Genomic DNA, 24,782 nt, shown 5'->3' on the forward strand with positions numbered 1-24,782 from the left:
TATCTTGGGTGTAAGACGAATTTTCCTGTGCGGCCCCAGCCACCCATATGGAGAACCTGCATTGAGTCTGAGCGACCTCGACAAAAGATCCCGGGAGATTTTTCGCTCGATTGTCGAGACCTATCTGGAGACCGGGGAACCGGTCGGTTCCCGGAATGTCTCCCGCAACCTGTCCATGTCCCTGTCACCGGCCTCGGTTCGCAACGTGATGTCGGACCTGGAACATCTCGGCCTGCTACATTCGCCGCATACGAGCGCGGGGCGCTTGCCAACGGAAATCGGCTTGCGCTTCTTTGTCGATGCATTGCTGGAAGTCGGCGATCTGACCGAAGCGGAACGCAGCCAGATCGATGTTCAGGTGAGGGCGTCCACCGAGGCCAATTCGACCGAGCAAGTGCTGACCGAAGCGAGCCAGATGCTCTCGGGCCTGTCGATGGGTGCCGGTGTCGTGTTGACGCACAAATCCGACATGCGGCTGAAACACATCGAATTCGTGCGTATCGAACCTCAAAAGGCGCTCGTTATTCTGGTCAGCGAAGACGGTTCGGTCGAAAACAGGGTGGTCGATCTGCCGGCCAACCTGCCGTCTTCCGCACTGGTCGAGGCAACAAATTATCTCAACGCCCAGATCCAGGGACGGACGATCCCGGAAATCCGAACGGAACTGGAGCGGGTGCGCGATGCCGATCAGGCCGAACTCGACCAGTTGAGCCAGAAGGTCATCAGTGCGGGTCTTGCCGTTTGGGGCGGTGACAACAGCGGCGATCCGGGCACGCTGATTGTCCGCGGCCGGTCCAACCTGCTGACCGATCTTGACGCCGTCGAAGACCTGGAACGGATCCGGCTTCTGTTTGACGATCTTGAAAACAAGAAAGACCTCATTCACCTGCTCGGCCTTGCCGAAAAGGGTGATGGTGTCCGCATCTTCATCGGCTCGGAAAACAATCTGTTTTCCCTGTCAGGCTCGTCCCTCGTGGTCTCACCCTACCGCGACAGCAACCAGCGCATCGTCGGCGTGCTCGGCGTGATCGGTCCGACCCGCCTGAATTACGCGCGTGTGATCCCGATGGTGGATTATACGGCCCGGCTGGTCAGCAAGATCCTCGGGTGAAGCCATGTCTTTTATTCCAGACGCAAGGCCGATGTGGCTGAATTACAATCGCTGACGCAGGACTATTCATGCTTTCCGCTGCCGAACTTGAACGTTATGCCCGCCACATCGTGATGCAGGAAATCGGCGGCCCCGGCCAGCAGAAGCTGAAGAATGCCCGTGTTTTGGTGATCGGCGCCGGCGGCCTTGGGGCGCCTGTCCTGCAATATCTCGCTGCAGCCGGTATCGGCACGCTCGGGATCGTCGATGATGACACGGTGTCGCTTTCGAACCTGCAGCGACAGGTCATTCACGACACCGACCGGCTCGGCGAACCCAAGGTCGCCAGCGCCGCGGAGGCCATCGCGCGGCTCAATCCGAACGTCAAAGTCGAACCCCATCCAACGCGCCTTGCCGGGCACAACGCGCTTGCGCTTGTTTCCAACTACGATCTTGTTGTCGACGGATCGGACAATTTCGACACGAGATATCTGGTCTCTGACGCCTGTTTTTTTGCCGAAAAGCCACTTGTCACCGCCGCTGTTGGACAATTCGATGGCTCGATTACAACCCTCAGGCCGTTTGAAACCGGCAAGGACGGCACTCTCAATCCGACCTACCGCTGCCTGTTTCCCAAGAAACCGCGCGACGGATTGTTGCCGACCTGCGCGGAAGCAGGCGTTCTGGGAGCCCTGACCGGCATTGTCGGGGCCATGCAGGCCATGGAGGTGATCAAGGAGATCACCGGAACCGGCGAGGGACTGGTCGGCAGAATGATCATGTTCGACGCCCGCAGCTTCCGGATGGAAACGATCCGTTACAAGCGATCGCCCAGGAACCCGCTAAACGGAGAGACCCCGAAAAGCTGGGCGGAGCTTCTGGAGGAAGCGTAAGGACGGTGGAAATTCAGGAACCCGGGTCCCGCCGAACAATCCAACAAGATACGAGGAGCATGCCATGGCGACCGCGAAACTGATGTCAAATGCCGAGGCTGAAGCGATCCCTGAGGTCAAGGCGGTCTTTGACGATATCCGGGAAACGCGCGGTTCGGACTTCATCAACAATATCTGGCGCGCGCTCGCAAACGATCCGCAGGGACTGAAACGGACCTGGGACCAGGTCAAGGCGGTCATGGCGACGCCTGGTGCGCTCGACCCCAAGACCCGGGAAATGATCTATATCGCCGTGTCATCGGCCAACAGCTGCGGTTACTGCGTCCATTCCCACACTGCGGCGGCTCGTGCCAAGGGCATGACGGACGAGGAACACGGCGAATTGCTCCAGATCATCGCGCTCGCCGCAATGACAAACACGCTCGTCACGTCTCTGCAGGTTCCGGTCGATCCGGAATTCGAAGTCAGCTAGAGCTTTGAACATTCCTGAGCGGCAAATTTCCAACAAAAAACCCGCGCCGATCAGTCGATCAGAGCGGGTTTTTCCAAAGGAACGCCGGATGACGTCAGTTCGGTTGCGGCTGCTCACCTTCCGGCTGAGCGGCGGCCTGCTGCGCCATGTTCTGGCGGTAGAGCTGCGCGAAGTCGATCGGATCGAGCATGAGCGGCGGGAAGCCGCCGTTGCGGGTCGCTTCGGACAGAATGTTGCGTGCGAAGGGGAAGATCATGCGCGGGCATTCGATCATCACAAACGGATGCATGTGCTCTTTCGGCACGCCGGTGATCTTGAAGAGACCGGCATAGACCAGCTCGACATTGAACATTACCAGGTCCGGACGTTCCGCCTTGGCGCTCAGCGTGAGGATAACCTCGAACTGGTCGTCAGCCATCGCCTGCGCACCGACATTGACGTTGATGTCAAGTTTCGGCTGATCCCCCTGAGCGAGTGCCCGCGGTGCGTTCGGGTTTTCAAACGACAGGTCCTTGATGTACTGACCCAGGATATGCATGCCGGGTGCTGCAGCGCCTTCTGTCTGCGGCTGTGCGCCGCCGTCATTCGTATCGGTCATCTTGTTTCATTCCGTTTCGCGGTGCTGATCTGAAATGAAGAGTTCTGAAATCCCTCCGGACGGCCGCCGGCCCGCGTGATCCGGACAACCCTGTTAGCGGCTGGCTAACATCTCAAAAGGGCGCGCACAAGGGCTATGGCCTTGTCAGCGGCGGGAATCCGATTCAAAAGGGGCCATGACGGATCAACCCGCATCCAACATTACACTGCCGCACCGGCAGCTGAAACTCGACACACTGGTCAGACTGCGGTGGCTCGCAGTCGGCGGCCAGTCGGCGGCTCTGCTGGTTGTCTATGTTGGTCTCGGCTACTCCCTGCCCGCGGGCCCCGCATTCGCCATGGTGGCGCTTTCTGCCTGGCTCAACATCTTCCTCAAGGTCCGCTGGCCGTCCGCCATGCGGCTTTCGGAACGTGCTGCCGCAGTTCAGCTTGCCTACGATATCGTGCAAATGAGTGGTCTCCTGTTCCTGACCGGCGGGCTCGGAAATCCGTTTGCCTTTCTCCTGATGGCGCCTGTGATGGTGTCCGCGACCGGCCTGTCCGCGCGCTACACATTCATGCTCGGTGTCTTGGCAACGCTTTGCGCAAGTTTTCTGGCCGTTTTCCATTTCCCGCTGCCGTGGCCGGACAACGAGGATTTCGTGCTTCCGGTCATTTATTCGGCCGGCATCTGGATTGCACTTGTTCTGACGCTCGGGTTCATGGCGGTTTATGCGTTCCGGGTTGCTGAAGAAGCCCGGCAGCTTGCCGACGCCCTTGCCGCAACAGAGCTGGTGCTTGCACGGGAGCAGCACCTCAATGCGCTTGATGGGTTGGCGACGGCTGCCGCCCACGAACTCGGCACGCCGCTTGCGACCATTTACCTTGTCGCCAAGGAGCTGACCGACGAATTCGAAAGCGGCGACTTCAGAGGCGAGGACGTGGCGCTGATCCGCTCACAGGCCGAACGGTGCCGGGAAATCCTGAAGCAACTGGCAAGTCTTTCCAGCGAAGAAGACCAGACCTATCAGCGCATGCCGGTGTCGCAGCTTCTGGAAGATGTTATCGATCCGCACCGGGGCACAGGCGTCGCAATCCATTCGACCCATGACGGCGTGGGTCCGGAACCGGTCGGCACACGGAATGCCGCAATCCGTTACGGATTGGGAAACCTGGTTGAAAATGCAGTCGATTTTGCCAAGGCGCGGGTCGATGTCACGGCGAAGTGGGATGCCGAAACACTCTGGATTTCGATCCGGGATGACGGGCCGGGCTTTTCGGTCGATATCCTTGGAAAAATCGGCGATCCCTATGTGTCGGTCCGGGCCGGCAAATCTTCGCGGGGCAGTACGGGCGGTGGCCTGGGTCTGGGAATATTCATCGCCAAAACGCTTCTGGAGCGCACCGGCGCGAAACTTCAACTTGAGAACAAAGCGCCCCCGGGCAGGGGCGCCCATATCCGCGTCAGCTGGCCGCGCGCGATGTTCGAAGGCGGTTCCAGAGTGGACGAAACGTCATTTTCGCCCCATAACGGCAATAAATAGGCTTTCTTTGGCAGGTTCGTTGGCAAAAAACTCATCCGGCCTGCACAAGAAGACGTAAAAATAACGGTAACGAGCCATGACGGACCAAATGAGTACTTTGAACGGATCCGGAGACACAAGCCTCCTGATCGTTGACGATGACAAGCCGTTCCAGCAACGGCTGGCGCGCGCGATGGAAAAGCGCGGTTTTACCACCGAGACAGCGGACGGTGTTCAAGATGCCTCTGCCAAGATCTCGCGCGGTGCACCTGCTTATGCGATCGTCGACATGCGGTTGGAGGACGGCAACGGTCTTGATGTCATCGAACAGATCCGCCAGAAACGCCCGGACGCGCGCGCCATCGTTCTGACCGGCTACGGCAATATCGCAACAGCCGTGACTGCCGTGAAACTTGGCGCGATTGATTACCTTGCCAAACCGGCTGACCCGGACGACATTGTCGCCGCCCTGGCCCGCAAGCCGGAAGACAAGGCTCAGCCGCCTGAAAATCCAATGTCTGCAGACCGTGTCCGTTGGGAACACATCCAACGCGTTTACGAACTGTGCGACCGCAATGTTTCTGAAACAGCACGTCGCTTGAACATGCACCGGCGGACGCTGCAGCGGATCCTTGCCAAGCGCGCGCCGCGCTGACGGCGCGCTGGATAACGGCCTCATGCGGGGTTGCCCTTTCAACGCCACTTTGCCTAAGTAGATCTTATTGGTGGTTCTCAAGGCTTCGCACCCAAGAACGGGATAATACTCGGTTCAGGTGACGAGCGCTCCGACGGAGATCGTACATGCGGCTTGCTGCTGCTCGAAACACGCATACGCCTGCCTTCAAATCCGGCCTTCTTGCCGCCTGTAGCGCCGTTTTCCTGACGTACGGCCCCGCTGCGCTTGCGCAATCGGTTCCGGAAACCGTCCGCATTAATGTGCAGCCGGCGGAACCCGGTATTCGATCCATAACCGTCGACAAGAAATACCGCCCGATCATCAGCCGCGATGAAAACGGCGTCGTGATCGATACGATGGGCAGCGACAACACATTGCCGCCGTGCGATGTCAAATTAGAAGTGACTCTCGAAAACAGCCGAATTCTGCACCGTGATGCCAATCTGTGCAGCGGCAGCACCCTTGTCGTGGACGTCACGAGCGACGGCAAACCCGGCGCTGCGGCACGTATTGTCGGCACATCTTCAGGAGTATCCACAGGCGCTGTCACCAGCGCACCGGCCGAGACCGGCCAAACCCAGACGGCGGCAACGACCGAGCAAAGTCCTGTCCAGGAGGAGCAGCCTTCTATTGTCGAGGTCACCCCGCCGGCAGATTCAGACGGTCTTGAGCCGCTTGAAGAAGTCGAAACAGCGATTTCGACGCCCGGAACCGATGACACCGGCACTCCCGACAATTTCGAGAACCTCGTCCGGGACAGCCTGTCGGGTGGCGCCGGCAACGCGCAGGCCATCCTGGTTTCGCCGACAGAAAATCGTGAATGGGTGTCAGAACCCGGAAGCCAGCCCGGCGCACCGTCCGTGTTGCAACATATCGTGCCGCAGACCAATGACCGCGATTTCCGGGCCGATTGCACGACCCAGGCGGGTTTTGCGAAAATCACGTTCCAGCAAGCACCCGCCGGGTTGCAGGAAGGCATGCCTCAGGCGATCCGCGTGACGGCTGGCGGATTTTCGACAACCTACAACGCGTTTGGATCGTCCAACGCAAATGATGCCGGCGTTTCCCTGCCCGAAGTCAATATCGAGATGACCGACCCGCTCTGGGAGGCAATGATCCGCGAGGCAGAACTCTCCGTGTCGGTTGAAGGCCTTCCTGCTTATCCGGTTTCGCTAAAGGGCAGTGCCAGTCCGGTGCGCCTCTTCGTGGCCACCTGTGCGTTGCCGCAACAGATTGTCGGCGATGACGCCTTTGGTGTTCCGGGCCAGGATCCCAGTTCGGATCTCTCGTGTAACGAACTTGGCCGTGTGCGGTCCGTCGAAGCCGTTCGTCCAGGCCAGATCATCTTCAGAAACGCCAGCCAACAGCCTGTCGAGGTCAACTGGGTCGACTACCGCGGGGGAGAACGTCCCTATGCGCGCCTTGAACCGGGGCAGGTTCTGGACCAGCAGACGTTCCTTTCCCACGCGTGGACTGTTCGCGGCGCCACTGGCGAATGTCGCGGTATCTACGTGACTCAGTCGCCCTACCGGGAAATCACGATTAGCGGGCCGTCGACGTTCGGCAACAACACCGGTGGCGGCTTCGGCGCAGACCTGAACGGACAAGGCGGATTTCAGAACGACCAGTTCAACACGGGCATTCCGAATGGTCCGGTTCCGCCGGGAAGCGTCGGCGGTACCAACCAGCCGAATTTTCAGCAGCAGGCCGCCCGAACCAACGTCGCCGACTACCTGTGCACCGCCGGTATTGATCTGAATGTCGTCTTCTCGACGGACGGGCAACTCGCGACCGTTGCGGAAATGGGCTATGGCGCCGTGACACTGCAGCGGCTGGGTGGCGCAAACACATTCCATTTCGAGGCCCAGGGGCACGTGCTGAAGGGCCAACTGGAAAACGCGACCTGGTCACGTCCCGGATTACGGGATGTCTTCTGCGCACGCAGGTAAAAGTTGCAGACATAAAGCGTAGTATTTGAAAGTACTTAGGCAGATTTTACGAGCACCGCTTGCCTAGGTGTGCAAACACTTGAAATTCGTCTTCTCGCGCGTGATTTCTTAAGCCTTTGGTCAGCAATTTCGGGACTTCATTCTCGCACTGCAATACGAGAGGAATCACCCGACATGTCCTTCGCTCGCTGGCCCATCACCTGGAAGATCAGTCTCCCGATCGCGACGATCCTCGTTTTCACCGTGGCGATCTGCACGATCAGCCTGAACAGCCTCTATTCAGCGATGTTCGATGAACGGATGCGGAAAATCGAGGACATTTCCAACGGCGGCGTTGCGATTGCGGCTCACTTTCACCAGCTTGAGCAAGATGGCGAGATGAGCCTTGAAGAAGCCCAGGCTGCCGCCAAGGCCGCGATTGGGGCGATCCGCTTTGAAGGCGACAACTATCTCTTCGTCTATGACTATACCGGCATGAACCTGGTTCATCCGAAGACGACGCTCGTCGGCACAAACATGATGGATTTTACCGACAAGACGGGTGTCCGTCTGGTCGAGGAGCTGATCAATGTCGCCAAGGCAGGCGGCGGGTCGATGCTTTACTTCTGGCCACGCGCGAACAGCGAGATAGCAATCGAGAAATACGGTTGGGGCGCGGGCTTTGAAGACTGGAACTGGATGATCGGAACCGGTGTTTATGTCGATGACCTCGAAGCGGCCTATTGGAGCGCTGCCACGACCATCATCGCGCTCGCTGTTTTCGGTGCCGGGATTGCGATCATGATCGCGATTATTGCAGTCCGCCAGACGGTTCGTCCATTGCGCGCACTCACGGCCAACATGAGCACGCTGGCGGAGGGCAATACAAACATCTCAATTGAAGGCGCAAACCGCGGCGATGAAATCGGCCAGATGGCGTCCGCGATGGAGGTCTTCGTGCACAACGAAACCGAACGGCGTGCGCTGGAGGACCAGCAGAACGCTGCGCAGGAAGACGCTGCCCGGAAGGGATCGGAGATCCAGCAGCTCAGCGGCGAGTTCGATCGCCAGATCATGGACATGCTGAACATCATCGACAGCTCGGTCCAGAACCTGCAGACAGCTTCCGCCGATATGACCGGAGTAGCCACACAGACGACCGAACAGAGCGGACTGGTCTCAAATGCATCGTCGCAGGCCGCCCACAACGTCGAAACGGTTGCGGCCGCGGCTGAAGAGTTGTCCGCATCGGTCAACGAAATCCGCAGGCAGGTTCAGTCCTCCAGCGAGATTGCAGCCAAGGCCGCCGGAGAAGCGCAATCGACCAATCAGCGCATGAGCGGCTTGTCGGAATCGGCCAGCCGGATCGGGGAAGTCGTCACGCTGATCCAGGCAATTGCCGAACAGACGAACCTCCTTGCGCTCAACGCCACCATCGAAGCGGCGCGGGCAGGCGAGGCCGGCAAAGGATTTGCGGTCGTCGCGGCCGAAGTCAAGGAACTGGCCAACCAGACTTCCAAGGCAACGGAAGAGATTTCCAGCCAGATTTCGGCAATCCAGGAAGAAACAGGTCACGCGGCAAGCGCGATTTCATCGGTCACCGAAATCATCAACAACATGAACGAGATTGCCTCCTCAATCTCCGCCTCTGTCGATGAACAGGGTGTTGCGACCCAGGAGATTGCCACCAATGCGACCGAGGCTTCCCGCAGCACAGTCGACGTGACCACCAATATCGAAAGCGTTGCGGCGGCAGCTGAAAACACGCGGGATACCGCCGAAAAGGTCGACACCTCGGCACAGGAACTGAAGGACAATGCTGCGCAGCTGCGCGGCCAGGTCGCAACGTTCCTCGACGAGGTCCGCCAACGGTCCGTCGCTTGATGCAGCCTTGAGATAGGTCGCAAACGCACCTTTCACCTCACCCCGGCCCTCTCCCCATGGGAGAGGGAGCCGCTACACTTCCCAAACTCCGGTCGTGTCAACGGGCTTCAGGCACATCGGGCCGATAACCGGATGCCAGAACGGCAACAGTTGGCCCTGGCGTCAGAACCTCGACCTGCAAATCATCGACCTTGTGCCTGAGAAGCGGGTCTGCGTTGCCATCGGGTGCGAAGGGGACCAGGTGTTGACCAAGCACCATGTGCGGGTGCTCCTGAAACAGAACGAAGGTGTAGTCCGGCAGGTCCCGTAAGCCTGCAAAATAGCGGATCTGCTGCCTGTTTCTTGTCACTCTGGCAGCATGAAGAGCTGCATCCATTTCCTTGTGCCCTGACGGATCTCCGTGCGCGTCGATCCAGGCGCGTTGCCAGGCGCGATAGGCCTGCGGCCGGCAATAAGCGCACGGCCGGTGGCCAGCGGCGAGCGCGACCGCCTCGTTGAGGAAAAAGAGTGGTGTCCATCCCCTCGCGGGCTGAGGCCCGTGATACCGGCCTCTTGGATGCGTCAATGTGCAGATGATCCAGTGCTGGTGTTTCCAGCGGGACGTGCCGAGCTGGCCGCTGGCGTCGAAGGGCAGTATCCCACGGTTTCCGGTCAACGTTCCACGAAAGGGTGCCGAAACGATTTCGCCGGTCGGCAGAACGCGGTTTTGCAGGTGCATGCGGGACATGTTTGTCTGTTTCTGTTTGGCGAGAGGCCGGATTGTGAAAGTCGAAAGCGACTTGAAAGAAGCAATTCGGTCTGGTTGCGCAGGAGCAGGAATATCTGCTCCGCGATGGGAAAGGGGGCTGTGCCCGATAACCTCACTTTCCGAACTCCAGCAATCTAAGTTGAATTCAAGTGCTGCCGTCCGGCTTCAGATCTTGCGAAGGGCGACCTTGGAGATCCGGTGGCTGGCATCCTTTGACAGGATCAGATCGGCGCGCGGACGCGTTGGAAAGATGTTTTCGCGCAAGTTGACCAGGTTGATCTCGTTCCAGATCTTCTCACCTGTCTCAAGCGCTTCCTCGTCGGTTATTCGCGAGAATTTATGGAAGTAGGATCCCGGGTCGCGGAACGCTGTCTCTCTCAGCCGCATGAACCGGTCGACATACCATTTGCGCAGAAGATCCTCATCCGCATCGATATAGACCGAAAAATCGAAGAAATCCGAGACAAACGGCACGGCGCGGCCGTCCTTCGGCAATTCCCGGGCCTGCAGGACATTCAGGCCCTCGACGATCAGGATATCCGGCTTGTCGACGGTGATCGTGTGGCCGGGCATGACGTCATAGTAAAAGTGCGAATAGACCGGTGCGCGCACGTGACGCCGGCCGGCCTTGATATCAGAAAGGAATTTTAGAAGCCGCGGACGGTCGAAGCTTTCCGGAAAGCCCTTTTTCGACATCAACCCTTCCGCTTCAAGAATGGCATTGGGATAGAGAAAACCGTCTGTCGTGATCAGGTCGACCTTGGGACTTGCGGGCCACCGGGCCAGCAGTTCGCGCAGAACACGGGATGTCGTTGACTTGCCGACCGAGACAGAGCCCGCAACGCCAATGATAAATGGTGACTTGCCCTCGCGATGGCCGAGGAAGTTCTGCGTTGCCTGATGGATGCCGATCGTGGCCTCGGCATAGAAGGCCAATAGGCGGGAGAGCGGCAGGTAGATGGTCTCGACCTGCTGCATGGAGACCGGCGCATTCAGACCCTGGAGCTGCTCGACCTCGTGTTCATCGAGCGTCATCGGTGTGTCAGCGCGCAAACGGGACCACTGGCGCTCGGTGAACACCCGGTAGGGGGACAGGTCCATGTCCAGGGCCGTTGCGACTTTCTGATCCATCGTCTCGCAGTTCCCGCTGCGCTGCCTTTCGGCGGACAATCACTCCTGAGGCCGGGAGGCCTTTTCCTCTAGTCCGGTCTGTCCCGTACGCCGCCCGAGCTCCGCCATGACCTCCTCAAGCGAAACATTGGATACGTTCAGAACCACCAACAAATGATAAAGCACATCGGCGGCTTCCGCCGTCAACTCTTCCCGATCCCGCCTCACGGCGGCGATCGCCGCCTCAACCGCCTCTTCCCCCAGCTTCTGGGCGCATTTTGCCACGCCCTTGTTCACAAGCTTGCGCGTATAGGACTTTTCATCGTCGCTTTTCGCGCGCGCTGCGACTATGGCATCCAGATCGTCCAGTGTGAACTTGGTCATTTGGCTAGCGCTCGTAGGAGAAACATCAAAGGTCGAGACGCATCGGTATACCTGCGTCGTTCATGTATTTCTTGGTTTCGTGGATGGTGTATTCGCCGAAGTGGAAGATCGACGCGGCCAAAACCGCCGTCGCGTGTCCGTCGCGCACCCCTTCGACCATATGATCGAGCGTGCCGACACCTCCGGACGCAATCACCGGCACCGGCACGGCATCGGCAATTGCCCGTGTCAGTGCAATGTTGTAGCCGGCCTTGGTGCCGTCCCGGTCCATGGAGGTGACCAGCAGTTCGCCAGCACCAAGCGCGACCACCTTCTTCGCAAATTCGATCGCGTCAATACCGGTCGGATTGCGCCCGCCATGGGTAAAAATTTCGAATTTTTCAGGCTCGCCGGGCTGATTGACCTGCTTGGCATCGATGGAAACGACAATGCACTGGGCGCCGAATTTTTCCGCCGCCTCGCGCACGAAATCCGGGTTTCTGACCGCGGCGGTGTTGATCGATACCTTGTCCGCCCCGGCAATCAGGAGCTTGCGGATGTCTTCGACCGTGCGGACACCGCCACCAACCGTCACCGGCATGAAACAGGCTTCCGCGGTGCGCCGGACCACATCGTAGATTGTATCGCGTCCCTCGTGACTGGCCGTGATGTCGAGAAAACAGAGTTCGTCGGCCCCCGCAGCGTCATAGGCCTTTGCGGCTTCCACCGGATCGCCTGCATCGACCAGATCAACAAAGTTGACACCCTTGACGACACGGCCGTCCTTCACGTCCAGACAGGGAATGACACGGGCTTTCAGGGTCATGATGCTTTTCTCCGGTCCCGCAGGATCAGATCCATTGCCTCTTTCGGATCAAGCCGCCCGTCATAAAGCGCCCGGCCTGAAATCGCACCTTCCAGAATGGCGCAGTCCGGTTCCAGAAGGCGGTGAATGTCGTCGATCGAGGCGAGGCCGCCGGAGGCAATCACGGGGATGGAAACAGACCTCGCCAGCTCGAGCGTTGACGGGATGTTGAGCCCTTTCAGGACCCCGTCCCGGTCAATATCGGTGTAGATGATGGCTGAAACACCGGCATCCTCGAACTGCTTTGCAAGATCGACGGCTGTCAGTTCAGAGGTTTCCGCCCAACCCTCGACAGCGACATAGCCGCCCTTGGCATCGATACCGACAGCGATTTTTCCCGGAAATCTCCGGCAGGCTTCCTTCACCAGATCCGGGTCGCGCACGGCAACCGTGCCGAGAATGACCCGGGTGATGCCCTTCTCGAGCCAGGTTTCGATATGGTCCAGCGTCCTGATCCCGCCGCCAAGCTGTACCGGATTGGCCGTGGCGGCGAGGATTGCATCAACAGCAGAGCCATTGACGCTTTCACCGGCAAAAGCGCCATTGAGGTCAACCACATGCAGCCACTCAAAACCCTGAGTTTCAAAGGCCTTTGCCTGTGCGCCCGGATCGTCGTTGAAGACGGTCGCCTGGTCCATGTCGCCGAGCTTCAGGCGCACACACTGGCCATCCTTCAGATCGATGGCGGGAAAAAGGATCATTCTAGTTACAGTCCTTCCACGATGACGATTTCGCCATCGGCAACTTTCTGGCGGATTTTCACCGCTTCCTGGTATTCCGGCGAGTTATAGCAATCGACCGCGTGCTGGAAACTCGGAAACTCAATGACAACGTTGCGTGCGCGGCCCGGGCCTTCGATCGCGTTGGTCTTGCCGCCCCGGGCAAGAAAATTTGCACCAAACTTCTCGAAAGCCGGCTTCGCCGTTTCGACATATTGCAGGTAGTTGTCCGGGTCGCGGACATCCACCCTTGCTATCCAGTATCCCTTGCTCACATCACTTCTCCCTCTGCGCCCTCTTTGCGGGCAACTTCCCGCAGCTCACGGTGTCCAGTCCAGGAAGTTGGCAATCAGCTCCAGACCCAGCCGCTGGCTCTTTTCCGGGTGGAACTGGGTTCCGATCATGTTGTCCTTTGCCACCATCGCCGTGAAAGTGCCGGCATAGTCGAACGTAGCGAGCCGGTCTGTTTCCTCAGAACAGGCGAAGTGGAAGGAGTGAACGAAATAGGCGTGCAGCCCGTCCGACCCCGTGCTGAGACCCTTGAAAACAGGGTGGCTTTCGGGCCGGACATCAATCGTGTTCCAGCCCATATGCGGGATTTTCAGCGATGCATCGGCGGGTTTCATCTCCGAAACATCGCCCTTGATCCAGCCGAGGCCGTCAACGGTTTCGAACTCAAGGCCCCGCTCTGCCATGAGCTGCATGCCGACACAGATGCCGAAAAACGGTTTACCCGCGTCGCGAACGGCTTCCTGAAGCGCTTCAGGCATGCCCTCGACCGACCAGAGGCCGCGTTTGCAGTCGGCAAAGGCGCCGACGCCTGGCAACACGATCCGATCTGCCTTTCGGACACGATCAGGGTCGGCGGTGACGATCACATCCGGCATGCGGGCGTGGGCACGCGCAGCGCGCTCAAAAGCCTTCTCCGCCGAGCGTAGATTGCCCGAGCCGTAATCGATGATGGCAACCGTCATTGTCGGGGCTCCGGACCAAGTGTCAGGCCGACGACCCGCTCGCTGCCGATGCGCGGGACGATCGGATTGTGGACCGGGCGCGGCGGCAGGTCTGGCTGCGGTTCATCAGGGACAGTCTCTCCGGCTTCCTTGTGAATGTAGCGAAGTTCGGCTTCAGCGGGATTGGCGGCATCGACAATGCCGACCACGCGCCAGCCCTTGCGCTCCAGCGACCAGCGGCGCAGCGCCTGCGCCTCGAACCCGAACAGCAAGGAAATCGTCAAGGCGACAACTCCAGTTGCCTCGTTCCCAAGTGCAAGCGCCAGAAGCTCAATTGCCAGTGTCAGCGCAAGATATCCAAGGAACACCAGCCACATGCGGTGCACCAGGATCCAGATGATCGAAAAAACAAAGGCCAGAACGGAAAACCGGTCTGGAATGAACAGAAGCCGGTCGCTCTCGCGCGGGTCTCCTGCCAGATCCCGGAATTCCGGCGGCGCCATCACAACGTAAGTACTCATTTGCCGATAGTCCTTCAGCCGCCCAACTGGCCTTTCGTCGTCGGAACCCGGTCCGCCTGACGCGGATCGATCTCAACGGCCTTGCGCATGCTGCGCGCAACCGCCTTGAAGCAGGTTTCCGCGATATGGTGGCAATTGGACCCATAAAGATTGGCAATATGAAGGGTGATGCCCGCATTCATGGCAAAAGCCCGGAAGAACTCTTCAAAGAGCTCGGTATCGAAATCGCCGACCTTGTCCCGGTCGAATGTTACGTCCCAGACCAGGAAGGGCCGGCCGGACACATCGAGCGCACACCGGGTCAGGGCCTCGTCCATTGCAAGGTGAGTGTCGGCATACCGCGTGATGCCGGCCATATCGCCCAGCGCGGTTGAAATCGCCTGGCCCAGTGCAATCCCGGTGTCTTCCACAGTGTGGTGGAAATCGATATGGGTGTCGCCCTCGGCGCGCACCTTGATGTCGATCAGCGAATGGCGTGACAGCTGTTCCAGCATGTGATCGAAGAAACCGACACCGGTTGCAACGTCATAACTGCCCGTTCCATCGAGATTGATCTCGACCGAAATGCGGGTTTCCTTGGTGTCGCGCGATACACTCGCTGTACGCATTTGCCGTCGTCCTTGCTCTGAAGTGAGGAACCGGCGGTGTTGTAGCAGCCTGAACCCGCTAATGAAATAGCCACGTGCAGTCCAACTTGGCCGGTTTGCCTGGCCGGAAGTCCCGCGGCTGCCAGATCGGAGGTTTGGCGTCTTCTGCAAGTCATTTGGCGCAGTTCACCCGAAAAATCGTCCTTGGCGTTCCGATATTGCCGAACATGCCGGCCGTCACCGGTTGGCGCGAACGAGTTTTCAGGAGACAGGCATGACCAAGACCATCCTCATCACCGGCGCTTCCACCGGTATCGGACGCAGCACTGCGGAATTGTTCCTCGACAAGGGCTGGAACGTGGTTGCGACGATGCGCAATCCGGACAAGGCAGGTGCCCTCGCCGACAATCCGAATGTGCTCGTGGCCCGTCTGGACGTCACCGATGAATGGACCATCGAAGCATCTGTCGCCCAGGCGATCGAGAAGTTCGGCCAGATCGACGTTCTCTTGAACAACGCCGGTTACGGTGCCTACGGACCGCTTGAGGCAACCTCCATCGAGAAAATCCGGCGGCAATTCGACACAAATGTTATCGGCCTTCTGGCGGTTACAAAGGCCGTTCTGCCGCATTTCCGTGAGCGCAGGAGCGGTACGATCATCAACGTCTCCTCCATCGGCGGCCAGATAACGTTCCCGCTCGGAACGCTTTATCACGGCACAAAGTTCGCCGTTGAAGGCCTGTCTGAATCCCTGCATTTCGAACTGGAGCCGTTCGGCGTGAAGATAAAAATCATTGAGCCAGGCGTCATCCAGACCGATTTTGCGGGCCGGTCCTTCGATTTCAGCAATGACGAAACCCTGGGTGAATATCAGGAAACGGTTCAAAAGCTGTTTGCGGCCCTCGGCGAAGCCGGGAACAACGGCTCCGAGCCGTCTGTCGTCGCCGACGTGATCTGGCAAGCCGCCACCGACGGAACCGATACATTGCGTTACAGGGCGGGCGCGGACGCGGAAGAGTATCTCGACAACCGTGAGAAATTCGGCGACGCTGCGTTCATTCGCGCGTTGAAGGGCCAGCTCGGTCTTTAGCCAGTTCGGGAGAGGCAGGTTGATGTATCAAGAAGCAGTTTCCGAAGGCGGTCTTGCGGTCGTGACCGGAGCCGCCAGCGGGGTCGGTCTGGTAGCAGCCCGCCGTTTCGCAGAGAAAGGTCTCGGGGTCATCCTCGCCGACCTGCCAGGCGAACGTCTCGACGCGGCAACTGAAGAGATCCGCACAGTCACTGCAGCCGGGGCAACTGTCCTGGCGGTGCCGACAGACGTCGCGGACATGGCGCAGGTTCAATCCCTTGCCGACACTGCTTTTGATGCAGGTCCCGTCGCGGTCCTGATGAACAATGCCGGCATCGGCCAGTCGTCCAAGTGCTGGGACCATTTCGATGCCTGGACACGCATGATGGACGTCAACTTCTTCGGCATACTGCGGGGCGTCCAGGCCTTTACTCCGCGCATGATCGAGGCCGGGCGTCCGGCGGTGATCATAAACACCGGATCCAAGCAGGGAATCACGACGCCACCGGGCAATCCGGGCTACAATGCCACAAAAGCGGCGGTGAAAGTTCTCAGCGAGCAACTCGCTCATGAGCTGCGTGAAGAAGGTGCACCGATTTCGGTGCATCTGTTTGTGCCGGGCTTCACCTACACCGGCATGATTTCGTCGTGGTTGCCGGAAAAACCGGCCGCAGCCTGGACCAGCGAGCAAACGGTCGACTATTTCATCGAGCGTATGACGGAAGGCGATTTCTACGTTCTGTGTCCGGACAATGATGTCGACAACACCCGCGACAACCGCCGTGCCGCATGGTCGGTCGGCGATATCATCGAGAACCGGCCGGCGCTCTCCCGCTGGCATCCGGACTACAAGGACGCGTTTTCAGAGTTCGAGACGACGGGAAAAGTGTAAAATACAACCTTCTCTGGTCATGCGGCAACCTGAGTGCTATGGACGGGGCGCCTTCCCGACATCCAAAAGGAGCCCGCTCCATGCCGACCAGCCCGTTCGCCCCGAAAACCGCGCTCGACCGTTTGATGCTGCCTGTCGACGTCCCGACAGTCCAGGAGGCCGAAAGGCTGGTCAGCCAGACCGACGGCAAGGTCGGCGTCTACAAGATCGGGATGGAGCTCCAGTTCGCTGGCGGACTGGAATTTGCGCGGGAGCTCGCTGAGGACGGCAAAAAGATCTTTCTCGACGTCAAGCTCCATGACATCGACAATACCATCACCCGAGCCGTGAAGAACGTTGCCAAAATGGGCATGACCTTCATGACGCTACATGCTTACCCGAAGACCATGCGGGCGGCAGTCAAGGGCTTGATGGAAGACGGCAATCCGAACTTGTGTCTCCTCGGTGTGACGGTCCTGACCTCCATGGACGAGGACGATCTTGTGGCCGCCGGCTATCGCGGGCCGATTTCTGATGTGGTCGAAGCGCGGGCGCGTGATGCGCGCGCGGCAGGCATGGGCGGTATCGTCTGCGCGGCAACGGAAGCAGAGAAACTGCGACCCATCCTGGGCGACGAACTGGTCATCGTCACGCCTGGAATTCGCCCGAAGGGAAGCGCTGCTGGCGACCAGCGCCGGGTCATGACACCCGAAGACGCCATCCGGGCCGGCAGCGACTATCTGGTCGTGGGGCGTCCCATCAGCCAGGCCGAAGATCCGGGCGCTGCGGCAGATGCGGTCGTGTCGGAGATCGAGGCGGCGTTGGGGTAGGTAACAACCGGTTTTAGGGGTGGGGGTCGCAGCGCTCGACGAAGAACGTGACTGAAACGCTTTCCCCAAACTTCGGCCCAAGAAAAAAGCCACCGCAAGTGCGGTGGCCAGTCAAAAATCACGGTCTTTGTTTTTTCATGCCGCTTGGTTGTCGTCGGCAGCGCTTGAACGCAGCACCATGCCGTAGAGGTCGCGCGGATCGTCGGGGTCCGCCAGCAGGTCGATTTTTTCGAAGTGGCCGGTTTTCGGCAGCAGGTCGCGGACGTAGCGCATCGCCGCAAAATCCTCGATGGCAAAGCCGACGCTGTCGAACAGCGTGATCTGATCGTCGGACGTGCGGCCTGACGCCTTGCCGGCATAGACCTGCCACAGCTCCGTAACCGGATGGTCTTCGGGAAGCTGCTGCAACTCGCCCTCGATCCGGGTCTGTTCGGGAAGCTCGACGAAGATATCGGAACGCAGGAGAATGTCCTTGTGCAGCTCGGTCTTGCCCGGGCAGTCGCCGCCGATCGCGTTGATATGGACGCCCGAGCCGACCATGTTGTCGGTCAGGATCGTCGCGTATTTCTTGTCCGCGGTCACCGTTGTTATGACCTGAGCGCCTTCGATGGCATCTTCTGGGGTCTTGCAGATGGTCAGGTCCAGACCAGAATTGGCAAGGTTCCGGGCCAGACGAAGGCTCGCCTCCGGATCAATGTCATAGGCGCGGATCTCGGTGATGCCGACCATTTCCTTGAAAGCCAGGCATTGGAAATCGGACTGCGCGCCATTCCCGATGATCGCCATAGTTCTGGATCCTTTCGGAGCCAGGTATTTGCCGGCCAGTGCCGACGTCGCGGCTGTGCGCAGCGCCGTCAGGATGGTCATCTCGGTAAAGAGAACCGGATAGCCAGTGGACAGTTCCGACAGAACCCCGAAACCGGTCACGGTCTGCAGGCCTTCGCGCACATTCTGGGGATGGCCGTTGACATATTTGAACCCGAAGGTTTCACCGTCGCTGGTTGGCATCAGCTCGATCACGCCCTGGGGCGCGTGGGCCGGAATGCGCGGTTTCTTGTCGAAGCTTTCCCAGCGCAGGAAGTCCTGTTCGATGTATTCGGCAATGCCGAGGATCGCCTTTTCCACGCCGATGGTACGGATGTTGCGCATCATGTCGTCAACGCTGACGAAAGGCACGAAGGCGAGTTCGGAAGGTTTCGGATTGTGAGTGGTAAGGGTCATAAGGCTGTCCTCTAGAAGCTTTGCGTCGGGCGGTCGAAGACGCGGCGGCCGAAGAGGCTGCCGGTCAGGTCGACCATCAGGCGCGCGGTCTTTCCGCGTTCGTCCAGGAACGGGTTGAGCTCGACGAGATCGAGTGACGTCACCAGACCGCTGTCATGCAGCAGTTCCATCACCAGGTGCGCTTCGCGAAAGGTCGTGCCACCCGGCACGGTGGTCCCAACGGCCGGCGCGATCTCCGGATCGAGAAAATCAACGTCGAGGCTGACGTGAAGAAGACCGTTCGCTGCACGAACGCGGTCGAGGAACGGCCTCAAGAGGGTCGCGACACCGTCTTCATCGATACGGCGCATGTCACTAACGCCCACACCATGGCTAAGCAGCATCTCGCGTTCAGCCGCATCGATGGAACGGACGCCCAGAATTTCAACGTTTTTCGGATCGACCGGATGTGCGAGCGGTGCCCCGAGCAACTCTTCAAAACCGGGAAGGCCGCACGCAAAGGCAAGGGGTGTTCCATGCAGATTGCCGCTGTCGGTACTGTCCAGCGTATGAAAGTCCGAGTGTGCGTCGAGCCACAGGACAAATAGCGGGCGGTTCAAAACCGCGGCGGCCTTGGCTTGACCCGACACGGTTCCCGCCGCCATGGCGTGGTCACCGCCCAGGTAGATCGGGATTACAGGCTGCGTACCGAGGTCGGCGGCTTTCGCATGCAGCGCCCGTGTCCAGCCGGCATAGGATCTCAGGTTTTTCAGAACGGGGTTCGTGGACGCTATATTGCCAACCGCTGCCTGTTGCAGATTGCCGTGATCGGTCACCGAATGACCGAGAGCCTGAAGCTGCTCCGCAAGTCCGGCGGTGCGGTAGGCATCCGGGCCCATCAGACAACCTTTCTGGCCGGCGCCATCGTCAACTGGCGCTCCGACAAGCGCAATCTGTCTGCTGGAATCGTTCACTTCGCTCTCCGGGTTCATCGTCCCCTGAATTGTGCGGATGCAGCGCGGCGGAGTAAATCCCAAGCATTGATCAAAAGAGCAGCTCAATTTATCATTTTGAGAAGCTGAATTGATCATGATGATAAAATGGACGATCTGGATCTTCGATTAATCTCTTTGCTGCGCCATGATGGGCGTCAATCGGTTTCCGATTTGGCAAGTGCTCTGAAAGTTTCGCGCGCAACCGTCCGCTCGCGCATGGAAAAGCTTCAGGAAACCGGCGAAATCCTGGGCTATACAGCTGTTCTGCGAGACGACTGGCGGGACCTTCCGATCCGCGCGATCACCTTGCTGGTGGTGGCTGGCCACAACACGGATCCGGTGATCCGTGCCCTGAGCGCGATGACTGAAGTGCGGGCCATTCACTCGACCAACGGCAAATGGGACCTCGTTCTGGACATCGCAACGAGAGATCTTGCGGCCTTTGACGATGCCCTCAACCGCATTCGCCTGATTGAAGGCATTACCGGCTCGGAAACCAACCTCCTTTTAAACACGCGGAAGGGGCCGGCAGTCCTGCCCGGCTAAATTTCTTCAGCTCTCGCAAATCGGGTCGCAAAGCTGTCTGTTGCCATCTAAATTCTTCTCAGGATGAATTACCGACGAGTTCGAGATGACCAAGGCAATCGATCTTTCCAGTCTCACCCCCGGTCCGGAACCGATTTCAGTCGGGGAAGAGGCAGCCGAAAACTATGCCGTCGTCCGGCAGACCCTTAAACGGATCACCGAGGACTGGCGCGAGCAACCGACGCTTGAACAGCTTGCCAAGGAAGCCGATCTGCAGCCGATCCAGTTGCAGCGCGTGTTTTCGCGCTGGGCCGGCCTGACGCCGAAACAGTTTCTTCAGGCAATCACTCTGGATCATGCCAAGGCACTCCTGCGGGACAGTGCAAGTGTTCTGGATGCGTCCTACGAGGTCGGCCTTTCCGGATCTTCGCGCCTGCACGATCTCTTTATCACCCACGAGGCCATGACACCCGGCGACTACCGGGCGCGGGGCGAGGGGCTGCAGATTGCCTATGGCTTCCATCCGTCTCCTTTCGGTCAGGTCTTGATCATGGCGACCGATAAAGGCCTGGCAGGTCTCGGCTTTGCGGATCCCGGCGAGGAGCAGGCGGCTCTTGAGGACATGTGTGAACGCTGGCCGTCGGCTAAGTTCGTTCATGACCAGGACGCGACGTTCACTTATGCGCAACGTGTCTTCGATCCGGAAAAATGGCAGGAAGATCAGCCGCTTAACGTGGTGATGATCGGTACGGATTTTGAGATCCGGGTCTGGCAGACGCTTTTGAAAATCCCGATGGGTCAGGCAACAACCTATTCGGATGTTGCCGCGGCGATCGGCAAGCCGAAAGCGTCGCGGGCGGTCGGAACTGCCGTTGGACGGAACCCGATTTCCTTTGTCGTTCCATGCCATAGAGTGCTGGCGAAAGGCGGCAAAATCGGCGGCTACCACTGGGGCCTCACCCGCAAACGCGCCATTCTTGGATGGGAAACGGGGCTGTCAGGACCGGTTCTGGAGTGTGTTTAGAAAACCCGGTTCAAAGACTGACGCTGGATATCGACGGTTCGGAGGAAGCAAGGCCAAGAGGCGGGCGTCGGAGGATCGGTTCCATTTCGTATTAGACCCCCACCCCTAACCCCTCCCCACAAGGGGGAGGGGGACTCCCCTGAAGAGGGCGCAAATCATGTACTCCATACAGAAAGACGTATTTGAAGCAAAAACTTGAACTCAAGCACGAGAGAATTGCCCTCCCCCTTGTGGGGAGGGGTTAGGGGTGGGGGTACCTACGCATCCAGCTCGAGCCTTCGCCTGATATCCGAAACGACCCCTTCCAGGTTTTCGCTGACATCAACAGGCGAGTATCGGATCACGTCGAAGCCTTGTGATCGAAGCCAAGTGTCGCGTTTCTCATCGTGGGCAATCCGGTCAGGCAATGCGTGAACGTCGCCGTCGATTTCGATGACCAATTTCCTTGTGAAAATTGCAAAATCGACCACGTAGGGTCCGATCGGTGCCTGTCTACGAACACGGATTCCATCCGATTTCAGTTCGCGCAGCGCACGCCAAAGAGCCTTCTCCCCACTTGTCTGGTCCAGTCTCAGACTTTGCGCAAGGCGCCTGGTTTTCTCCGTGATATGGGTCGGCGACACGTCGCAGACGTCCGCCTAGTCCACCGGACCATCCGGCATGGGATAGTTTCCTGTGATTTCCCAGCCGAAGGAGGCGAGGCGTTCGGCGGCCATTGGGGTCAGGTCTCCGGTGATCAGGAAATCGACACCGGTCGGCGGAAACGGCAGTCCGGCCATGCCTTCGTGGAGCGAGGAGAACATCTGCGCAACGGACTGGGTCCAGGAGACCATATCGAGCGGCAGAACGACGGCGGCCAATCCGTCACGGCGGATTGCGATGGGCAAGCCGTTCACCTCCCGGATCTGTCCAAGACCCGAAACGGTGCGGTTATAGGTTTCCAGAAGCACGACGCGGCGGAGCTGGAAATAGGCAATGTCCCGGCTTTCGGCGTCGGCCACCTTGGCGGCGATCAGGTCGAGTTCCTGAACACCCGGCATGGCCTGCAGCTGGTAGGCAATCGCCACTTTTTCCGATGCGGTGTAAAACGGATTTTCCGCAATACGGGTGACTGTCTGTTCCGAAACACCGGCCGAGCGCAAGGTCTCTGCTGTCCGCTCGGCCAGTTCAGCCGGCGTGCTGTCAACGATCAGCGTCCGGAAATTGTCCGCCTGTCGTGCCGCCCCGACGATCATGCCGCCCGGCAGCAGGGCTGTGATGGCAGTGACGGTCCAGCTTCCGGCGGTGGTTACGCTCGCGGTTTCGTTCAGCTTTTCCGACAGCGGTTTGTAAAACGTATAGGGATCGACGCCCAGCTCGACCGCGAGTTCGCGTTCCGCGCGCGCCTGCCCGGTGATTGCCTTTGCAAGTTCAGCCGGGGAGCCGCCCTTGCCTGTCACCGCTTCTTCGACGCCCTTGCCCAGCCGGCTGAACATGCGACCGACGCCAGACACGGTGCTCTTTGCGGTTCCGACCGGATCGGTCACCGTGCTTTCGACGAAATCGACCGGTTTCTTCGCGGCCTGCTTCAACCCGTCCAGAAAGCTGGCATCATTCTTGAGCCCCTCCAGGGCGATCAGAACCTTGATCTCCGCGAGCCTGAGTTTTAGGAGGCCGTCACCTTCGATCTGTTCGACACCCAGATCGGTTTGCAATTGGTAGATGCGCAGGAACCCGTCGCTTCGAACAGGAGACAGCACCGCATACCCAGGCCCGTTTTCCTTGCCGTCAAGGACGACCGCCGGATCCTGCTCCGGCGGTGTTTCATACTGTTCGGAAAGGGAAAACGCCGGAGCGGCGCCAAAAACAACACCGAGCAGCAGAGTTGCTGCTGCGGTAGAATTGAAGAAAGTGCGCATCCCAAAGGACTCCTTAAGGCAGCCCCGGCAGTGCGTCAGTCCGGAGCGGTGCCGTTCCGTGCCAAGGCTTCGCCGGCGAGATAGAGGGAACCGCAGATCAGAATTCTCGGCGGTTCGCCATCCCTTTCGGCACAAGCTGCCACATCTTCCAGCGCTGCGTCCAGTGATGGAAACGGCGTTGCTTCAAGGCCCGCGCAGCGCGCAAGGTCCGCAAGCTCTTCCGGCGACCGGGCGGTCGCGGTCGAAGATATCGGTACGGTCCCAACATGGCGCACGAGCCCGTCAAACGGACGGAAGAAGCCAATCGGGTCCTTGGTCGTCAGCATTCCCGAAACAAGATAAAGCGGCCGCGGCAGTCGTTCTTCCTGTTCGCCCATGAACTGGGCGACCGAAACGCCAGCGCCGGGATTGTGGCCACCATCAATCCAGACCTCTGCGCCCTCCGGGCACAGGTCCAGAAGCAGGCCATGTGTGATCGGCTGCAGGCGCCCGGGCCAGTTGACCGACTTCAGGCCCCTTGCGATCGTGTCGTCGTCCGGCAGCAGGCCGGCCGCCTTGAGGGCGGCGAGCGCAAGGCCCGCATTCTCGTATTGGTGACTGCCGCCAAGAACCGGCAGTGGCAGGTCGATCAGGCCGTCATCGTCCTGAAAGGTCATCCGGCCCTGATCCGGCGAATTGACGAAGTCCTGCCCGCTGATCCGGAGCGGCGACCGGCCGCGTGCGGCCTGGCGGATAATCGGCGGTTGCGCTTCTTCGGGCTGCACAGCGCAGATGACCGGAATACCGGGCTTGATGATCCCGGCCTTTTCCGCAGCGATGACGCCAAGATCGTCACCCAGGAACTTTTCATGATCCATGGAAACGGGCGTGATCACGGTTGCGACGGGAGCGTCGATCACGTTGGTGGCGTCCAGGCGCCCGCCGAGGCCGACTTCAAGAAGCAGTATGTCTGCAGGGTGCTCTGCAAAGATCAGCAGCGCTGCGGCCGTGGTGATTTCAAAAAACGTGATCTCTTCGCCGTTATTGGCTTCTTCGCAGCGGTGAAGCGCATCGTAGAGAACCGGATCGGACACGAACTTTCCGTCCGTGCCGACGCGGATGCGTTCATTGAAGGAAACCAGGTGAGGTGACGTATAAACGTGACACCTCTTGCCGTCCGCTTCCAGAATGGCGCGCATAGTGGCGGTAACGGACCCCTTGCCGTTGGTGCCGGCGACATGGATCACCGGCGGCAAGCGCTGCTCGGGATTGCCCAGCGCCGAGAGCAAACGGTGCATGCGCCCGAGCGAGAGATCAATCTCCTTGGGGTGCAACGCCAGGAGCCTATCCAGGATTGTCGTTATCTGATCCAAGGCGCTCTCCGAAGAGCCGTCTCTTTTCGTTTGTGTCTGATTACCGGCTTTACGGGAAGGGCGCCCGCTTGACAAGCAGGCCTCATGGTTTTGTCCCTATAGGCCTTGTC

27 protein-coding genes are annotated in these 24,782 nt (G+C 59.3%); 12 read left to right on the plus strand and 15 right to left on the minus strand.

Annotated features, from left to right (window positions below; translation table 11 throughout):
* The first annotated feature begins 19 nt into the window (after positions 1-19).
* The 3 genes from hrcA to RBB47_RS14660 all read left to right on the plus strand — a co-directional run bounded on the left by hrcA (position 20) and on the right by RBB47_RS14660 (position 2,455).
* On the plus strand, positions 20-1,111 hold the full coding sequence (gene hrcA / locus RBB47_RS14650) for a heat-inducible transcriptional repressor HrcA (RefSeq protein WP_305986732.1): 1,092 nt from the start codon (positions 20-22) through the stop codon (positions 1,109-1,111).
* A 68-nt stretch (positions 1,112-1,179) separates the two neighbouring features.
* On the plus strand, positions 1,180-1,983 hold the full coding sequence (locus tag RBB47_RS14655; protein ID WP_305986568.1) for a molybdopterin-synthase adenylyltransferase MoeB: 804 nt from the start codon (positions 1,180-1,182) through the stop codon (positions 1,981-1,983).
* 64 nt (positions 1,984-2,047) lie between these two features.
* Entirely contained in the window at positions 2,048-2,455 is a 408-nt protein-coding gene (locus tag RBB47_RS14660; protein ID WP_305986569.1) for a carboxymuconolactone decarboxylase family protein, read from the plus strand.
* A gap of 94 nt (positions 2,456-2,549) precedes the next feature.
* Here RBB47_RS14660 and secB read toward each other — a convergent pair whose 3' ends face one another.
* A complete protein-coding gene (gene secB / locus RBB47_RS14665; protein WP_305986570.1) occupies positions 2,550-3,053 on the minus strand; it encodes a protein-export chaperone SecB in 504 nt (167 codons plus the stop codon).
* 175 nt (positions 3,054-3,228) lie between these two features.
* Between secB and RBB47_RS14670 the strand changes: the two genes are divergently transcribed.
* The 4 genes from RBB47_RS14670 (at position 3,229) to RBB47_RS14685 (ending at position 9,042) form a co-directional block, all read left to right on the plus strand.
* Positions 3,229-4,575 carry an ActS/PrrB/RegB family redox-sensitive histidine kinase gene (locus tag RBB47_RS14670; RefSeq protein WP_305986571.1) on the plus strand — a complete coding sequence of 449 codons (1,347 nt, stop codon included), beginning with the start codon at positions 3,229-3,231 and terminating at the stop codon, positions 4,573-4,575.
* An 88-nt stretch (positions 4,576-4,663) separates the two neighbouring features.
* Positions 4,664-5,209, plus strand: coding sequence for an ActR/PrrA/RegA family redox response regulator transcription factor (locus RBB47_RS14675; RefSeq protein ID WP_305986572.1), 546 nt, complete (start codon positions 4,664-4,666; stop codon positions 5,207-5,209).
* Between the two features lie 146 nt (positions 5,210-5,355).
* A complete protein-coding gene (locus RBB47_RS14680; RefSeq protein ID WP_305986573.1) occupies positions 5,356-7,179 on the plus strand; it encodes a hypothetical protein in 1,824 nt (607 codons plus the stop codon).
* A gap of 174 nt (positions 7,180-7,353) precedes the next feature.
* Entirely contained in the window at positions 7,354-9,042 is a 1,689-nt protein-coding gene (locus tag RBB47_RS14685; protein ID WP_305986574.1) for a methyl-accepting chemotaxis protein, read from the plus strand.
* A 97-nt stretch (positions 9,043-9,139) separates the two neighbouring features.
* On the opposite strand, the gene RBB47_RS14690 is transcribed toward RBB47_RS14685, so the two are convergent.
* The 9 genes from RBB47_RS14690 to hisB all read right to left on the minus strand — a co-directional run bounded on the left by RBB47_RS14690 (position 9,140) and on the right by hisB (position 14,929).
* A complete protein-coding gene (locus RBB47_RS14690) occupies positions 9,140-9,769 on the minus strand; it encodes a hypothetical protein (protein WP_305986575.1) in 630 nt (209 codons plus the stop codon).
* 186 nt (positions 9,770-9,955) lie between these two features.
* Positions 9,956-10,921 carry a type I pantothenate kinase gene (gene coaA / locus RBB47_RS14695; RefSeq protein WP_305986576.1) on the minus strand — a complete coding sequence of 322 codons (966 nt, stop codon included), beginning with the start codon at positions 10,919-10,921 and terminating at the stop codon, positions 9,956-9,958.
* Positions 10,922-10,960: 39 nt separating this feature from the next.
* Positions 10,961-11,284 (minus strand): phosphoribosyl-ATP diphosphatase, encoded by a 324-nt coding sequence (locus RBB47_RS14700; RefSeq protein ID WP_305986577.1) that lies wholly within the window; start codon positions 11,282-11,284, stop codon positions 10,961-10,963.
* Between the two features lie 25 nt (positions 11,285-11,309).
* Complete coding sequence (gene hisF / locus RBB47_RS14705) at positions 11,310-12,089, minus strand: imidazole glycerol phosphate synthase subunit HisF (RefSeq protein WP_305986578.1); 780 nt, start codon at positions 12,087-12,089, stop codon at positions 11,310-11,312.
* Complete coding sequence (gene hisA / locus RBB47_RS14710) at positions 12,086-12,829, minus strand: 1-(5-phosphoribosyl)-5-[(5-phosphoribosylamino)methylideneamino]imidazole-4-carboxamide isomerase (protein ID WP_305986579.1); 744 nt, start codon at positions 12,827-12,829, stop codon at positions 12,086-12,088. Before hisA ends, hisF begins: the two co-directional genes overlap by 4 nt.
* A 5-nt stretch (positions 12,830-12,834) precedes the next feature.
* On the minus strand, positions 12,835-13,122 hold the full coding sequence (locus RBB47_RS14715; protein ID WP_305986580.1) for a DUF1330 domain-containing protein: 288 nt from the start codon (positions 13,120-13,122) through the stop codon (positions 12,835-12,837).
* 45 nt (positions 13,123-13,167) lie between these two features.
* Complete coding sequence (hisH, locus tag RBB47_RS14720; RefSeq protein WP_305986581.1) at positions 13,168-13,821, minus strand: imidazole glycerol phosphate synthase subunit HisH; 654 nt, start codon at positions 13,819-13,821, stop codon at positions 13,168-13,170.
* Positions 13,818-14,321 carry a DUF2628 domain-containing protein gene (locus RBB47_RS14725; RefSeq protein WP_305986582.1) on the minus strand — a complete coding sequence of 168 codons (504 nt, stop codon included), beginning with the start codon at positions 14,319-14,321 and terminating at the stop codon, positions 13,818-13,820. Before RBB47_RS14725 ends, hisH begins: the two co-directional genes overlap by 4 nt.
* Positions 14,322-14,335: 14 nt before the next feature.
* The gene (gene hisB / locus RBB47_RS14730; protein ID WP_305986583.1) at positions 14,336-14,929 is read right to left on the minus strand and encodes an imidazoleglycerol-phosphate dehydratase HisB; all 594 of its coding nucleotides are present in this window, start codon (positions 14,927-14,929) and stop codon (positions 14,336-14,338) included.
* Between the two features lie 253 nt (positions 14,930-15,182).
* On the opposite strand from hisB, the gene RBB47_RS14735 reads away from it, so the two are divergent.
* The 3 genes from RBB47_RS14735 (at position 15,183) to pyrF (ending at position 17,678) form a co-directional block, all read left to right on the plus strand.
* Positions 15,183-15,998 (plus strand): SDR family oxidoreductase, encoded by an 816-nt coding sequence (locus tag RBB47_RS14735; protein ID WP_305986584.1) that lies wholly within the window; start codon positions 15,183-15,185, stop codon positions 15,996-15,998.
* A gap of 22 nt (positions 15,999-16,020) precedes the next feature.
* The gene (locus tag RBB47_RS14740) at positions 16,021-16,869 is read left to right on the plus strand and encodes an SDR family oxidoreductase (RefSeq protein WP_305986585.1); all 849 of its coding nucleotides are present in this window, start codon (positions 16,021-16,023) and stop codon (positions 16,867-16,869) included.
* Between the two features lie 80 nt (positions 16,870-16,949).
* Complete coding sequence (gene pyrF, locus RBB47_RS14745; protein ID WP_305986586.1) at positions 16,950-17,678, plus strand: orotidine-5'-phosphate decarboxylase; 729 nt, start codon at positions 16,950-16,952, stop codon at positions 17,676-17,678.
* Positions 17,679-17,813: 135 nt separating this feature from the next.
* Here the strand turns inward: pyrF and RBB47_RS14750 are convergent, their stop codons facing one another.
* Positions 17,814-18,899 (minus strand): ornithine cyclodeaminase, encoded by a 1,086-nt coding sequence (locus tag RBB47_RS14750; protein WP_305986587.1) that lies wholly within the window; start codon positions 18,897-18,899, stop codon positions 17,814-17,816.
* An 11-nt stretch (positions 18,900-18,910) separates the two neighbouring features.
* Positions 18,911-19,870, minus strand: coding sequence for an arginase (gene rocF / locus RBB47_RS14755; protein ID WP_371932791.1), 960 nt, complete (start codon positions 19,868-19,870; stop codon positions 18,911-18,913).
* Positions 19,871-19,978: 108 nt separating this feature from the next.
* On the opposite strand from rocF, the gene RBB47_RS14760 reads away from it, so the two are divergent.
* Complete coding sequence (locus RBB47_RS14760; protein ID WP_305986589.1) at positions 19,979-20,419, plus strand: Lrp/AsnC family transcriptional regulator; 441 nt, start codon at positions 19,979-19,981, stop codon at positions 20,417-20,419.
* Between the two features lie 85 nt (positions 20,420-20,504).
* The gene (locus tag RBB47_RS14765; RefSeq protein WP_305986590.1) at positions 20,505-21,422 is read left to right on the plus strand and encodes a bifunctional helix-turn-helix domain-containing protein/methylated-DNA--[protein]-cysteine S-methyltransferase; all 918 of its coding nucleotides are present in this window, start codon (positions 20,505-20,507) and stop codon (positions 21,420-21,422) included.
* A gap of 257 nt (positions 21,423-21,679) precedes the next feature.
* Here the strand turns inward: RBB47_RS14765 and RBB47_RS14770 are convergent, their stop codons facing one another.
* From RBB47_RS14770 to RBB47_RS14780, 3 genes are read right to left on the minus strand one after another with little or no spacing between them, the layout of a single operon-like run.
* Positions 21,680-22,045 (minus strand): endonuclease domain-containing protein, encoded by a 366-nt coding sequence (locus RBB47_RS14770; protein ID WP_305986591.1) that lies wholly within the window; start codon positions 22,043-22,045, stop codon positions 21,680-21,682.
* Positions 22,046-22,060: 15 nt separating this feature from the next.
* Positions 22,061-23,320 (minus strand): hypothetical protein, encoded by a 1,260-nt coding sequence (locus tag RBB47_RS14775; protein ID WP_305986592.1) that lies wholly within the window; start codon positions 23,318-23,320, stop codon positions 22,061-22,063.
* A gap of 35 nt (positions 23,321-23,355) precedes the next feature.
* Positions 23,356-24,672: a folylpolyglutamate synthase/dihydrofolate synthase family protein gene (locus tag RBB47_RS14780; protein ID WP_371932792.1), complete on the minus strand. Its 1,317-nt coding sequence runs from the start codon at positions 24,670-24,672 to the stop codon at positions 23,356-23,358.
* Positions 24,673-24,782: the final 110 nt, after the last annotated feature.

The organism is Roseibium sp. MMSF_3544, from assembly GCF_030732845.1.
Taxonomy (GTDB): Bacteria; Pseudomonadota; Alphaproteobacteria; order Rhizobiales; family Stappiaceae; genus Roseibium.